9 protein-coding genes and 1 riboswitch are annotated in these 14,575 nt (G+C 49.9%); all 9 genes read right to left on the reverse strand.

What is annotated here, in order from left to right; translation table 11 throughout:
- Nucleotides 1-47: 47 nt before the first annotated feature.
- A complete protein-coding gene (locus ACETK5_RS25345) occupies nucleotides 48-920 on the reverse strand; it encodes a carbohydrate ABC transporter permease (RefSeq protein WP_326115489.1) in 873 nt (290 codons plus the stop codon).
- Nucleotides 921-933: 13 nt separating this feature from the next.
- Nucleotides 934-1,899, reverse strand: coding sequence for an ABC transporter permease (locus ACETK5_RS25350; protein WP_326115490.1), 966 nt, complete (start codon nucleotides 1,897-1,899; stop codon nucleotides 934-936).
- Nucleotides 1,900-2,441: 542 nt separating this feature from the next.
- On the reverse strand, nucleotides 2,442-3,476 hold the full coding sequence (locus ACETK5_RS25355) for a hypothetical protein (RefSeq protein WP_394058571.1): 1,035 nt from the start codon (nucleotides 3,474-3,476) through the stop codon (nucleotides 2,442-2,444).
- A 29-nt stretch (nucleotides 3,477-3,505) separates the two neighbouring features.
- Nucleotides 3,506-4,048, reverse strand: a complete 543-nt coding sequence (locus ACETK5_RS25360; protein WP_394058573.1) for a sigma-70 family RNA polymerase sigma factor — start codon at nucleotides 4,046-4,048, stop codon at nucleotides 3,506-3,508.
- Between the two features lie 207 nt (nucleotides 4,049-4,255).
- On the reverse strand, nucleotides 4,256-5,236 hold the full coding sequence (locus ACETK5_RS25365; protein WP_326115492.1) for a DMT family transporter: 981 nt from the start codon (nucleotides 5,234-5,236) through the stop codon (nucleotides 4,256-4,258).
- Between the two features lie 135 nt (nucleotides 5,237-5,371).
- Nucleotides 5,372-5,538, reverse strand: a riboswitch (FMN riboswitch).
- 230 nt (nucleotides 5,539-5,768) lie between these two features.
- The gene (locus ACETK5_RS25370; RefSeq protein WP_394058575.1) at nucleotides 5,769-6,140 is read right to left on the reverse strand and encodes a hypothetical protein; all 372 of its coding nucleotides are present in this window, start codon (nucleotides 6,138-6,140) and stop codon (nucleotides 5,769-5,771) included.
- Nucleotides 6,141-6,303: 163 nt separating this feature from the next.
- Nucleotides 6,304-11,418 carry a choice-of-anchor I family protein gene (locus tag ACETK5_RS25375; RefSeq protein WP_394058577.1) on the reverse strand — a complete coding sequence of 1,705 codons (5,115 nt, stop codon included), beginning with the start codon at nucleotides 11,416-11,418 and terminating at the stop codon, nucleotides 6,304-6,306.
- Between the two features lie 608 nt (nucleotides 11,419-12,026).
- Entirely contained in the window at nucleotides 12,027-13,646 is a 1,620-nt protein-coding gene (locus ACETK5_RS25380; RefSeq protein ID WP_394058579.1) for an extracellular solute-binding protein, read from the reverse strand.
- 33 nt (nucleotides 13,647-13,679) lie between these two features.
- Nucleotides 13,680-14,561, reverse strand: a complete 882-nt coding sequence (locus tag ACETK5_RS25385) for a carbohydrate ABC transporter permease (protein ID WP_100540642.1) — start codon at nucleotides 14,559-14,561, stop codon at nucleotides 13,680-13,682.
- Nucleotides 14,562-14,575: the final 14 nt, after the last annotated feature.

A 14,575-nucleotide genomic window follows, 5' to 3' on the forward strand; every position in this document is an offset into this window, starting at 1 on the left:
TCCTATTCCTCCCAAAATTTCAATAATGGCCAATCGGATGATCCTTCCTATTGCTTGACGGAGCCCAGCATGATGCCGGTTACGAAATAACGCTGCACGAACGGGTAAATCGTCAATATCGGCAAAATGGTCAGCACCATGGTCACCGATTTGATATTGGCGGATATCTGCGTCAGATTATCGGCCGAGGTAGCACCGGCGGAAGTCACGCCTGTCGCGCCCGCTATCATGTTCCGCAAATAGATCGTGACCGGGAAGAGCTCCTTCTGATCCAGGTACAGAAAGGCCGGAAACCAGGAGTTCCAGTGCCCGACGGCATAGAAGAGGACCATGGTCGCGATGACCGCTTTGCTTAAGGGCAGCACGATCCGGAACAGCATGCCGTAGGTGTTCAGGCCGTCAATGGCCGCGGCTTCCTCCAGCTCTTCCGGCATATTTTCAAAAAAGGATTTCATGATGAGCATGTTGTAGATGCTGATGGCTCCCGGGATTACGATGGCCCAGATCGAGTTGCTGAAGCCTAAGCTGTTAATGAGTACATAGTTCGGGATCAGCCCACCGTTAAAGAACATCGTGAATACGGCAAACATCGTTAGAAACTTGCGGCCGAACAGCCTTTTCTTGGATAAGGCATACGCAAAAATCGTCGTTAAGAACATGGAGATCGCGGTGCCGACCACGCTGTAAACGACGGTGTTTTTGTAATTCGTCCAGAACATGGCGTCTTTGGTCACGGTTTTGTAGGTATCGATATTAAAGCCCCTGGGAATCAGGTTGACCTTCCCTGAGTTGATATACGACTCGCTGCTGAAGGATTGAGCGACTACGTTCAGGAAGGGGTACAGCGTAATAAAGACAACGAACAGCAGGATGATGGCATTACACACTTTGAACACCTTATAGGATCTTGACTCCTTCATATACGCTCCCTCCTTACCATAAGCTTCGATCCGTCAGTCTTCGCGAGATCGCATTCACGGAGAAGACCAATATAAGTCCGATCACGGACTCGAACAGTCCGATGGCTGTGGCATAACTGAAGTTGTTGGATACGAGACCGACCCGATATAAGTAAGTCGAGATAACGTCGGCCGTCTCATAGATGACCGGATTGTACAGCAGCAATATTTTCTCGAACCCTACCGCCAGGAACGCTCCCATATTCAGAATCAGCAGCGTCACAATTGTCGGGAGGATGCCCGGAATCGTGACAAACAGCGTTTGCTTCCAGCGGTTGGCCCCGTCAATCCTAGCCGCCTCGTACAGGGATTCATCAATCGTCGTTAAGGCGGCCAGATACAGAATCGCTCCCCAGCCCATGCCCTGCCAGATTTCCGAAGATATATAAATCGTCCGGAACCACTCGGCCCGCTGCATGAAATTGATTCGCTCTCCGTTAAAAAACTCCAGCAGCGAGTTAACGGAGCCATTGACCGACGTTAATTGCAGGATCATCCCGGCAACGATAACGATGGACAGAAAGTGCGGGAGATAAGAAGCCGTCTGGACGAATTTCTTGAATCGCTTGCTCTTCACCTCATTCAGCAGCAGTGCAAAGATGATGGGGACCGGGAACGTAAAGAGCAGGGATAACGCACCGAGCAGCAGGGTGTTCTTGAACACATTCCAGAACGCAGGGTCATGGATAAACATGTTGAAATAATGCACTCCTACCCATTTCTCCCCATAGATACTGCCTCCGGGCATAAATCGCCGGAAAGCAATCACATTGCCAATCATCGGTCCGTATTTAAAAATGAGCAGGTACATCACCGGTAATATCAATAGGGAATACAACTGCCAATCCTTCCGGACGAGGACAGCAACGGTTTTAAGTCTGGGTGGTTTCTTGGCCGCTTTCACGGCTGGCAAGGAATGATTTGCAACTTTTGGCTCCATCAACGTTATTCACTCCAATCCGTACGACCTCTTCTCACACCTCTTCATTCTTGGAATACGGCCGTGTTTCATGATCTACTTTCATTCAATAAACCCAGGAAATCGCTTTCATTTATTGTGGCTATAGGCAGGCTGTAACCGTTACGGCAGGGTAATGTCCCGCCTTCTATTAATCCCTCCTCCAATATTAAGCGCTTACAATGTTCGTTTAAAAAATAGACTCCCGTATCTTGAACGTTAGACTAACAAAGTGATCCAGCTGCTTCTCTCACCTATGTAGAGAGTCATATTTCACCATACTAGTATAACTAGTATGGTAGTTGGTTTTATTTTAATGGACGTTTTCCACAATTTCAATACATTTTTCTCTCATTTATAAAATTCCCATCCCAAGCCTCAAAAAAAAGCCGAGAGGGCATTCAGGCTTTGGCCCACTGCTCTCACGGCTTTCGGATTCCTTTCCTACTGAGGTATTTCATCATGCATAAAGGGCAGAAGTCTTCGCTTCTGCCCCTTGAGGTTTCCCCCTGCCACCTCTATATTTACTTCAGCTCTGTCACGTTGCCGTCAATGCTGATGCTTTTGATGTCCATATCTCCCAGAAAAACGAGGTTATTCTTGCTGTCCAAATTATACAGCCACTGAAACCCGCTCTTTGTCGTACTGGTCGAACTAACACGAAGCATCATTTCGGATCCGTCCGCAGCGATCACCTTAACCTCCGGCGTATATTCCGGTAGTTTATCCAGCTCACCGTCGGTACGCTTGCCTTCGATAGCCACACCGATGGAAGAAACACTAATGGTGCTGAGAGATAGTGCCTCCTCATTCTCATCGATCGCCAGATTCAGGCTTTGCTCTCTTTGCTTGCCAGGAGAAATGGTGAATTGAACATCCCATGGCCCTTCAACAGCTTGGGTGTCGTCCGCCGCTGTGATTTGATCGGCTGTGATCCGTGCTTTTAGCCCGTCGAGATCATTCGCCGCATCCATCTCAAATACGCCGACAAGCTTTTTGTTATCGTCAAGAAGCTGCTGTCCCACCATATAACTCACATCATGTTCCATTTTCAACTCAAGTCCGGGTATCGAAACACCCGCGGGGAATGGCGTACCATCCTCTTTCGTAAAGCTGACCACCAAATAACCGCTGTTGCCGACATAAACTCCTTCTTCAACATTCATGGTCACCCCGGATACAGTATCCGTTCCTTGTATAGGGGATCGTTCATCTTCCGCGATGGACGCGGATTGACCGAAGAACTGCTTCAAGCTATCCATATATTGGCTCGCAAAAGCCGTCGTGCTAAGTATCATGATCATCGCGGCAGCGATAACAATACTGGCTTTATATTTTTTCACTTTCCTGTTTTTGTACACCATAGGTTCCTCCTCTTGAATCTTGCTCATCGCATTGCTCTTGATTCGTTCCATATCGATCCTCTGCGTCAACTCGCGTTCCTCTTCCTCCGTAAGGAGGAGATCCTCCAGCTCCTGATTGTCGATATTGGCCATAATATCTACAATTCGCCGCTTCACTTGCATCCATCCCCTTTCGCTATCGATTTGAAGCTTCATTCCTATAGACACGGTCCATATAGAAAATCCTACGGGTTCTCGGTTTCATAATGAATGCGCAGTCTGTCCCTTGCCCGGCGGATTCGGGCGGTGACGGCTTTCTCCTGCATATTCAGCCTGCTTGCAATATCGCGGACTTTCTCCAAATAGAAGTACCTGCGGATGAAGATTTCACGATCCGGTTCGCCCATCCCCTGCACCATGCCGCTTATCGTTTCCTTCTCCTGACGGAGAATAGCCAATGCCTCCGCAGAGGGACAAAATACGGAATCATCCTCCAATTCGGATTCAATGACCCGCTGTCTTTTGCGCAAGGCATTCAAGGTATGATTACGCGCGGATATGGCCAGATAAGGCTTAAGACTATCTCCGCGCAGGATGATTTTGTGCCCGTCTGTCCACAGCTTAACGAGGACATCACCGGCTATTTCCTCCACATCGTAGGAATTAAACCGCCCGCCTGCCACCTTAGCGACCACCGCGGCTATGTAGCGTGAATAGCGGTCAACCAATGCTTCAAAACATCGCGGATCTTTCCTCGCAAGCCCATCCAGCAATGTTCGATCCTCCATGGATCCTCCCCCCCCTTAATAACCGTCTCCTCTGGTTGAACCAAGCCATAGATCAGGCGCTACTATATAAGACACCTATAATTTCGAAAACCCTACACATCTTTCGAAAAAATGATCCTTTCGCCAGGCAGGCCCATTGGAATAACTTTGTAACGACAAAAAAAACCGATCCAATTCGGATCGGCTTATCTGCAAGCACTAATGAAATTACTGTAATTGTGGAGAAGCCTCGGATTGCTGTCTGGATATGATAAACAGCACGATCCAGATCAGCAGGAATCCCAGAAGCTGAGGACCTGTCACGATTTGCTGGAATACAATCCAGTTGATGAGCACGCCAACCATAGGAAAACTCAATTCCGCAAGTGTTGCCACAGAGGCTTTGGTCGTGGTTAATCCTTTATAATAAACCAGCAGGCTCAGGAGACCGGGCAGCAATGCCTGGCCGATCAGGTTCAGCGATACCAAGGCAAATGCCCCGGTATTCCAGGCTGGCATATTCCATGTTGCCCCCTCGCTCCATGTAATGACGGTCAGGAGCGGCAGTGCCAGCACGAAACGCAGTGAGGTTACCGTCTCGTATTTCAGTTTGCCTACCATCAGGCGCCCCATGACGGTTGAACCGCCCCACAGCGCTGCTGCGCCTAAGGACAAGAGGCTGCCAACTTGAATAAACTCGTTCCAATGGCCAATCGGCAAGGTTAAACCGAAGGTCAGTAAATACGTGCCCGCCAAAGCGATGATGAGCAGAATCCCGAAATGGCGCGGAAGCTTCTCTTTCAGAAGCAAGCTGGCCAGAATGATGGCAAACAGCGGCTGCAGCTTCTGAAGCAGCAGGACGGCATTCAGATTGCCGCTCGACAGCCCCATCGTAAACAATACGGTAGCCAATGCCGAGCCGCCCCAGGATATAAACAGCAGCGCGCCGACATGATTCCAGCCAAGGCCTTTTAGTTCCTCGCGGTTCTTCCACAATACAGGGATTGCGATCAGAGAAATGATGATATGTTCCAGCAAAACGATCTGAGCCGAAGTCAGATTTTTAAGCAGAATGACCCGGAATAACGGGTCTACGCCCCACAGGGCGGCTCCCAATACGACGAGCCAAAACCCTCCTTTAAAACGTCGACTTGCCTGTGCGTCGGAACCAAAGGGTTTCACCTTGACTCCAGTATTCATATTACTCATCTTGCCCTCTCCTGTCTTGAATACGGAGGTCTTACTAGCAGAAAGCCCCCATCATCGACATATGTCGACGTTACGGGGGCTGATCAAATAAGCCTGCGCCCGAATGGAAAATTTCGCATCCACGGCAAACTCATCTTTGATCTTCTCCCATCCGGACTTTACCGTCGGCCTTGGATTTGCACCAAGTCAGTCGCTGCATACTTGTTCGTGCCAGCATGCAGCGAGTCGCGGGCTGAGTTTCGTTCACGCCGGAACGAACCATCACCGCCGGTTAGGAATTTCACCTTACCCCGAAGATCCATATTCATGTTTTATTTTTGTCATGCAATATTCTGATTGACCGATAATTCCTATAAGCTTAGTTGATGTATTGAAATTATAGCATGAATCCTTTCATGTAAATACATCTATTTTCAAAATAATTGAAATTAGACTGGAATACAATGAAAAATCTCACGTTCAACCAAGACTTACTGAGAATTATACAGCAAGTATCAATTTGTTACCAGTATGTTTTTCTGCCATTTTCATTTTAGGTTATATCAAATACCTTGTAGTTAGAACGGGTACCGACCACCCCAGCTTGAAGGCAGAGCAGATCAAGGGCGTCCTTGGTGTTAAGGCCCATTCCTCCGCCTGCCCGAGGCAACGACAACGATAGGTTTGATGAACTGGCGGCGGATTCACTCTCGTACTGCTTCGTCTCGCTTAATAACATTTTGCTTCCATCCGGCCGAACCATATACTGACGCAAATAACCGCCTTCCCTTACGGTTATCAGCTTTCCCTTGCCCTCTTCTTCCTTCGTGCTCTTCTGGAGCAGCTGTTCAAATCCTCCTTGGGCTGATTCAGCGTTCAACCGTTTTACAGGACTCCAGTATGTATATGCAGACTCAATGCGCATGAACTCACATCCTTCTCAATCGTTATTCTATCACTTACAGATATTATCGGGTACCAGAGCACTTCGCTTTAATCGCTCGCCATTTACATTGGTATAAAAAACGCCCTTAAGGTTTTAGCAACCTTAAGGACGGTCTTTTACTTCTAATGGATTCCTGTTTCGCTTAGTTCATAAACTTCAATGCAGCCAAAGTACGTTTCAGAACAAGTGCCGCTTGGGCGCGGGTAACCGAATCGAGTGCTCCGAAATGACCATGATCATCGCCCTGCACGATGCCTTGCTCCGTAAGACTGGCTACATGGGGAGCCGCCCAGGCAGGGATGGATGACTGATCCTTGAATCCGGTAGCGGCATTTGCACCCTGATTCGGCAGGTCTGTCGGACTTACCGCATCCATAGCACGGGTGATCATCACAGCCATTTCTGCCCGCGTCATGCCAGCATTTGGCGAGAAGTCACCGCCGGTGCCACCCTCGACCAAGCCGTAACGCGACGCTGCGCCGATCTCGCCGGCGTACGCGGCGTCATCCTGGACATCCTTGAATGATCCGCTCTCGATGATTGGACTAAGTCCCATTGCGCGGACCAGCATAGCCGTAAACTCGGCGCGTGTGATCACCTTGCCCGGTGCATACGAGTTAGCGTTGACTCCGTTCACGAGCAGCTTGGAGGAAATGGATTCAATTTCCGCTTTCGCCCAGTGGCCGTTCAGATCCGTAAAGGTTTTCTTGTACTGCAGGAGTGCATAAATGGCGTTTCCGGCATGCTTCACTTCGATGGCCGGTTTACCGTTCCATGTCGTCGCGGCAGCCGGTACAAATCGGAAGGTTCCCGCTTCTGCGTCATAGATTACAGCAGTGACCAAATTCGGAGCTTTCCCTGCCGGCAGCGGCAGGATACGGCTGATGACACGCTTCCCGAAATCCTTCAGTTCTTGCTCTGCGCCTGGTGCTCCAACCGCTACGCCAAACTGAAGCGCTCCATTCGCTGCCATCGAGGCACCCATGGAAGCTGCCTTGCTTGTCATAGCATCCACCACCCTGCTGCCAACCGGGGTCATGGATATTTTCACTTGGATGCTGCCGGAGCCCTGCGCCGGCTCCAAAGCCTCATCCAAATGTAGAGCCGTTATCGGAAGACGGAAGGAACCAAGTGCAGTCTCCAGCACCAGGGTCGCATTCGAATTCCGCTCCATGGCCTGCTTCAGACCTGCTGCCGAAAGGGATAGCTCCGCGGCACGGTTCAACTCCGGAGCCCGAATAATCAGTTCCTGCTGCCCGTTCGCAGACAATCCGGCAACTGCCTTCTGCCATGCCTCTTCCTTCACCGTAATGTGGTCCACAGCTCCGCTTGCAGCGCCTATCATCAGATCCTTGCCTGTCATTACGATTGGCAATGATGTGTCTCCGCCCGAGGAAGGAGTGTTAGGCTGAGATACCGGCGGTGTTACAGAACCGCCTCCCGAACCACCTGATCCTGAACCTGATCCCGGTGAGGAGCCGTCGCCAGGATTCGCCGGTTTCTTCTGCTCCGTAATTCTTCCCTCCACCTTCGGCGAAACCTTTCCGCCCAGCTTGGTCACATATTCCATGAAGATTTCATAATCCGGATAACCCAGATCCTCGTTATATTTCCCTTCGGCAATCGCTTCGGCAAAGGATTTATATCCGTCCCCGCCCTTGGCCACAAAGCTGTTTGTTGCCATCCGGTACGATTCGGTCAATACCAAAGGTTTGTAGCTTCCATCCTTCATAATCTGTACATCGAACACTTTATCACCTGCCGGAGCGTTTGGATCCCATTTAAATTTCATCCCGGCGATTTGCGGGAATTTTCCTGGCAGATCCGCCAATTTGGCACCGCTAATTCCGTTGTCCAGTCCGTCTTTCAGCTGCTGTCCTGTGACGTCCATGACAAACAGCGTATTTCCAAAAGGCATCACCGTACGCAGCTCGCCCATCGTGATTTCACCTTCATCAATGGCTGCGCGAATACCTCCTCCATTGGTGAGAGCAATATCGGCGTTTTTCAGCTCTTTGGCTTTTGCCAGCATGCCATCCGCAATCAGATTGCCCAGGTTTGTCTCCTTGGAGCGGACATTCTCGCGTTTTCCATCAAGCGCCACTCCTGCAGTGCCGATAACCTGCTTCATTAGCTCTTCCAATTCCGCTTTATAAGGAGCCAGCATATTTTTAGCCTGCGTGTCTTCCGCGACCGTATGGTCTACCGGAATCAGCTTGCCGCCGAGTTCGCCGTCTCCAACGAGAACATTGCCTTCCTTGTCAAACTGCAAGTCGACCCGGCCGAGATATTTCCCCCATTCATTCGCTTGCACGATGACGGTTGGTGTACCGTGTTCATTGTCCGTCACCACTTCCGGTGCATTGAGCGTTGTGTGGGTATGGCCTCCAACAATGAGGTCGATGCCTTCAACTGCTTCGGCAAGCGCCTGATCTTTGGCGTACCCAAGATGCGACAGACCGATGATGATGTTTAGCCCTTCCTGCTCCATCGCCTCCACGGTTGCACGAGCTGAGGTCACCGCTTCACGGAACACCACATCTTTACCTGGGCTCGACGTCTCTGCCGTATCCTCGGTCGTTAATCCGAATACCCCGACCTTTTGACCGTCCACCAGAAGCGTGACGTAAGGATAAACCCCGTTATTTGCCGTCGTCTTTGGCTGATCGGTATCGATCACCTCCGGCTTACGAATCAGGTGCGAAATGTTAGCATCCTGACTCAGATCCACATTCGCGCTGACAAGCGGGAATTGCGCCTTGCTCACGAAATTTGCAAGCGTCTTGGTGCCTTGATCGAATTCGTGATTACCGAACGTCATCGCGTCATAACCCATATAGTTCATGAAGGCCAGATCGGCCAATCCAAACCATTTGGTAAAATACAGATCGCCTGAGAAGACATCCCCTGCATCCAGCAGCAGGCTGTTTCCGCCCTCGCTGCGGACCTGTTTAACCAGTGCAGCCCTTCTGGCCACTTCAGCCAGATGCGCATGCGTATCGTTGGTATGCATAACCGTTAATTTCCATGGCTCTCCTTCCGACGAACCATCCGTTACCTTAACCTGTACTACCGCCGACCCATAACCATCCCTGCTCAAGACGGTGATCACGGCCTCACCTGCGGAGACTGGCGTGACCAGACCGGTTGGATCCACGGAAGCCACCATTTCATTGGAGGAACTCCAAGTCAGCTCGGTTGAGCCGCCTTGGATCGGCTCCACGCTTGCCTGCAATAGTTCCGGTGCGCCGCCTGGACTCAGCTTCAGTGATGTCTTGTCCAGCGTAATTTTGGTTACCTGGAGCTCCAGCAGGGCCACCGTCCCACTGACCTCATTAGCGACCAGCAGCAGCGGCCGTCCTGTCTTGCTGTCCGCGGCCGGAATAAAGTCCAATCCCTCAGGCCCGGAATCCGACTCAATTCCGCCGTTAAAATCCCGTGTATTGATGTAGTTCAGAAACGCAGGGTCGGATGGATTCGTTACATCATACGTCATAACCCCGCCAATGCGTTCTAAGCCGACAAAAGCCAGCGTCTTCTGTCCTACCTTACCTACCGTTACATATTCGGGTTCTGGACCTTTCTTGGCGCTGCGGCTGTCCAGATCGGTTTTATCATTGCTGGCATTGAAATGATTCGGTAAGCGCTCGGCCGTAATCTTCTCAAAATCACTGCCGCTGTCGTACACCTGGGACATGTCGGCTGCATTCCATATGGAGAATGAACGACCTCCGTACAGATACAATTCCTCATTTCCCATATCGCTGGCAACCTCAACCTTGTCGTAGGCGGTTCCCTTGTCTGCTAGAAATTGAGCAGCCGGAGACAACGGATCCAGATTAGGCTTCATTTTGCCAATGTCGCTTTCATTGCTTCGCTCATCCCAGCCTGTTGCATCGCCTTCGTTCGCAGACAGAATATACTGCTGTCCGTTCACGCTGTAGGTCGCGATTCCGTCCGGCATATACATCCCGTAAAAAGGAACGTTCTCAAACTTGATTTGTCCGTCCTTCAGAAGGTCGAGCTGATTCTCCGGTTGATTGAAGTCCTTATACCCGAGTCCCTTGACCGATTGAATACGCTTCGCGGCGATATCGACCACGGCGACTGCATTATTCTCCTGCAAAGCAACGTAAGCCGTCAACTCGTCCTCGGACAAGGAGATGTATTCGGGCTCCAGATCATGAACAGCATCACCCTTAGTTCCGGTGCTGCGAATTTGCCCGTCCGCTTCCACAGGTCCGCGAATATGCACCTGATCGTCAATGATCGACGGGTCATCAAACTTCAAATGACTTACTTCGCCTGATAAGGTGTCGATAATCGTAATGCTTCCTTCTGGATCAGGAGCGATCTCCGTACGAGGCTCGCCTTCATCCGCTGTCAGGATATAACGGCCATCGGACGTATACTTGACCATATCCGGCTGAATGCCGGTTTCATAAGATCTGATCAAGCCGCCGTCATAGTCGAGTACCAGAACCTTGCCGGCTTTTGCATGATCCTGCTCCTGCACAGCGACCACAACCTGCTTCGTCTTGGTGTTGATATCCACGCTGGTGAGGTCCCCATACAGAAAACCGCCCGTGCTTGCCAACGCTTCCACATCGATCTGCTTGTCCTTCAGCAAGCTGCCGTCAGCGTCAATAGACACGATTTCGAGACTTGCCGGCTGGGTTGAACCATTGACTAGATAGAGCTTCCCGTTATCTTTGTTGTATTTTACAATTTCCGCAACGCCGCCATCCTTATTGGAGGTACCTACGGAATAATGCCCGATCATTTTCATGGCCAGCTTGTCAGCCACCGGATCAGTGCGTTTTCCCAAAACTTGCAATTTCACAAGCGACTGAGCCGTTGCAGGTACGGCTGCACTATCTTGTACCGTTACCTCAACCGTATATTCTCCCTCTTGTCCAGCAGCAGGCGTGCCCGTAATGGATCCTGTATCGGATGTAATGTCCAAGCCTGCCGGTAAACCCGTTGCCGAGAAGGTATACGGTGCTTGTCCGCCATATACATCAACGGTTACTGTATATGTTTCTTCTGCATGTGCATCCGGAAGGATCTTATCGGTAATGCCGAAATCAACGGCAGCGATAGCTGTGTCTTGCGATGCTGTCTCCATGCTGGCCGTCTGAAGTATCTCTTGTCCCTCTTCAGCCATCACGGTGCCTGCCGAAAATAAAGAGGCCATCGTGATTTCCGCCGCCATCAACAGCGAGACTACTTTCATGCTTTTATGCTTCAACTCCATATCCCCTCTTCTATCCTTATTTAATTTCAAGTGTAAGGAAGAAGTGTTAACGCATCCTCAATAAAGCTCGCGGTTTGTGTAAAATGGACGCCAAACAGCAAAAAAGCCGCGACAGCCATGCCGGGCTTCTATAAGCGGCAGCTGTATACTAGCTGCCTGCCAACCTTGAAATCACCTTCATATGTATTGTGATACTCCACTTATCAGAACAAGTACCAGCATCCTCATCGCCTTTAATCAATGATTCCAAAATGCCTCATTGTTGCTATGCTGATCAAAATAACCCAACGTATGAACAGGATGGCCCACATGATCAAAAAGCCCTGAATCAACCGCTCAACCATCCATTCAACCTTGTTATTGGAAGTATATCTCCGTCTCGGCTTCAAAAACCAATGAGTTAACCCTTTAAAGACACCCAATACGATAAACGCGATTCTCACCCGTTAGACACTCCCTCCTCTCAGTGATGTAATTCCCCAAAATTGGTTGTCATTTAATATGATCTTATCACTCATTTTGGGATATTTCACCAATGATTTGGAGTGATTAAAAAACGCGATACGGGATCATCCCCGCACCGCGTCTTTTGATTTTCTTATATCTGTTTACTCCGCCTGGTAGCGCTCATAAGCGGCCTGGTAAACCTCCATGTATCGGTCCAGTCCCATCTTGTTGAGTGTATTCACATACTCATCCCATTGGCTGAACGAGGCCGAGCCGTTCACGAATTTCGCTTCCATTTCCTTAACGTAATCCTCAATATCTTTACCGATCGAGGACATGACGTCCGTCTCTTCCAATGTAAAGTTAAAATTGTAAAGAATCTCTTTTACAGCATACGGCTTTGCTTTTTCGGCAGCGGCCATTGCGTTAGGGCGTGTCTCCGAGGCTTTGAACCATTGCTCCCGCACAAAGCCCGGATAGCTGCCCCCGAGCCAAGTGAAATTTTTGGCCAACGCCTGATCCTGCGTTAATCCGTTTGGATTCTCCGTAATCTCTTTCACATATTCGAGCTGACCGTCAGCGTTTTTCGTATAAGTCTCGCCTTCTTTACCCATGAAATAGAACTGGGCTCCTTCATCCCCATAGAAATAATCCATCCAGCGGATCGTGGCTTCCGGATTCGGGTTCTTATCGGTAATCGCAAATGCACCCACGTGAACCATCGGCACTTTGACGTGAGAATAGAGCTGATCTCCGTGCGGTCCCTTAAGCGCCCCTAGCCCGATGTATTCTTTGCGTCCCATCACCATCTCCGGATTCGGCACAATCGTGGAGCCGAGCAGGCCCTCCTGCCCTTTCGCATTCAATGCTCCGCCTTCAATCGTGAAGATTTCTTTATCGAGCAGTCCTTCCTGATGCAGCTTGTTCACGAACTGCAGCATTTCCTTGTACTCCGGCAAAGCCTTTGTGAAGCGCAGTTTCCCTGTGTCCGGATCTATGTCCACCAATTTATGGCCAAGTCCACTTGTACCAAGTCCCCAAGAGCCTTTCAAGTGATCGATGATCCCGGTAATGCCTGTTGAAGCGAATGGAATCTCATCATGCTGTCCGTTACCGTTCAGATCGGTTTCCTTGACGGCCTTCAAATACGTATAGAATTCTTCGGTCGTCTGCGGTTCTTTCATCCCGAGCTGATCCAGCCATTCCTGATTAATCCATATCGGTGTACCAATCAACATGGAGAGCAGCTCAGGATCGTAGAAAGAAGGCAGGGAATAAATATTGCCGTCCGGCATCGTAAGCCCTTTTCGAATATCCGGGTACTGTTCCATCATTTTTTTGAAATTCGGTGCATATTGATCGATCAGATCGTTCAGCGGTATAAATACCCCTTGCCCCCCATAGCGGGTCAATTCTGCGGAGCTCACCCTTGCCGAGTAGAATACATCCGGATAATCACCGCCTGCCAGCGCCAGGTTCCGTTTCTCGGTCAGTGTATCGAATGGAATGAGGTTCCATGTTACATTCACATTCGACATCTCTTGATAGGTTTTCCATACGAGGGTGTCCTCGAATTTGCTTCCGTTCGATGGCGACTTGCCCGTGAAGAATGTCAGGTTGAGGGGCTCGTTCACAATCGGCATCCCCGTTTCGTTAAAATTAGCCTGAGGCGTTTCCCCCTTATCCGTTGCACCTTCCCCGCTTTTACTACCACAGCCTGCCAGCAATCCGGCTGCCAGCACGGCTGCCAATGTAAGTGAAGCCCATTTTCTCATCACCATAAATTTCATTTCCTCCTCATAAAATATCCGTAATCAACCTTTAATTGCACCAATCATAACACCCTTCACAAAATACTTTTGCAGGAACGGATACAACAGCAGCATCGGCAGATTCGTCACAATGACCGCCGCATATTTGATCGCTTCCGCATCCATTAGACTTCGTGCCAGTGAATCATCACTGATATCCACCATCTCCTGCATTTGTCCCTGAACCAAAATTTCACGCAGGAACAGCTGCATCGGATAATTCGCACGATCTGACAAATAGATCAGCGCACTAAAATACGAGTTCCAGTGGCCCACGGCGTAGAACAGCACCATCACGGCCAGTATCGGACCGGATAACGGCAGGACAATGCGCCAAAGCACCCGCATGTTGGAAGCTCCGTCAATAAACGCCGCCTCCTGCATCTCCTTCGGAATGGAGCTTTGAAAGAAGGTCCGCATGATGATGATGTTCCACACGGATACGGCCGAAGGGATAATGATGGCCCAAATCGTATCCAGCATCCCCAGTTCCTTCACCAGCAAGTAATTGGGGATCATCCCCCCGCTGAAGAACATGGTGAATACAATAATTGCCGTGAAAATGCCGCGACCGTTGAAATCGGCTCTGGAAAGCGGATAAGCAGCTGCGATCGTCATCAGCACATTCAGCGCGGTTCCCGTCGTGGTATAAAGCAGCGTGTTCAGGAATCCCTGCATAAGATCCGAATTGGCAAATAATCGTTCGTAACCGACAAACGACAATTCCTTCGGCCATAACCATACTTCCCCCCGCATCACCGTTTCCGGAGCGCTGATGGAAGCAATCAGAACAAAAAATAAAGGATACAGTACAAGGAGCGTAATAAAAGATAGTATAATGTAAATAAATACGCCGGCTATTCGTTCACTGCGGCTTTGCGGCATATGCCATCATTCCT

The sequence above is a fragment of the Paenibacillus ilasis genome (genome assembly GCF_043195395.1).
GTDB lineage: Bacteria > Bacillota > Bacilli > Paenibacillales > Paenibacillaceae > Paenibacillus_AQ > Paenibacillus_AQ lautus.

What these genes read in the sequence shown, in the direction of transcription:
- ACETK5_RS25360 (WP_394058573.1), bottom strand. Translation starts at nt 4,048, where the DNA reads ATGGAGGATCGAACATTGCTGGATGGGCTTGCGAGGAAAGATCCGCGA.
- ACETK5_RS25370 (WP_394058575.1), bottom strand. Translation starts at nt 6,140, where the DNA reads ATGCGCATTGAGTCTGCATATACATACTGGAGTCCTGTAAAACGGTTG.
- ACETK5_RS25380 (WP_394058579.1), bottom strand. Translation starts at nt 13,646, where the DNA reads ATGGTGATGAGAAAATGGGCTTCACTTACATTGGCAGCCGTGCTGGCA.
- ACETK5_RS25385 (WP_100540642.1), bottom strand. Translation starts at nt 14,561, where the DNA reads ATGCCGCAAAGCCGCAGTGAACGAATAGCCGGCGTATTTATTTACATT.
- ACETK5_RS25375 (WP_394058577.1), bottom strand. Translation starts at nt 11,418, where the DNA reads ATGGAGTTGAAGCATAAAAGCATGAAAGTAGTCTCGCTGTTGATGGCG.
- ACETK5_RS25365 (WP_326115492.1), bottom strand. Translation starts at nt 5,236, where the DNA reads ATGAGTAATATGAATACTGGAGTCAAGGTGAAACCCTTTGGTTCCGAC.
- ACETK5_RS25355 (WP_394058571.1), bottom strand. Translation starts at nt 3,476, where the DNA reads ATGAAGCTTCAAATCGATAGCGAAAGGGGATGGATGCAAGTGAAGCGG.
- ACETK5_RS25345 (WP_326115489.1), bottom strand. Translation starts at nt 920, where the DNA reads ATGAAGGAGTCAAGATCCTATAAGGTGTTCAAAGTGTGTAATGCCATC.
- ACETK5_RS25350 (WP_326115490.1), bottom strand. Translation starts at nt 1,899, where the DNA reads ATGGAGCCAAAAGTTGCAAATCATTCCTTGCCAGCCGTGAAAGCGGCC.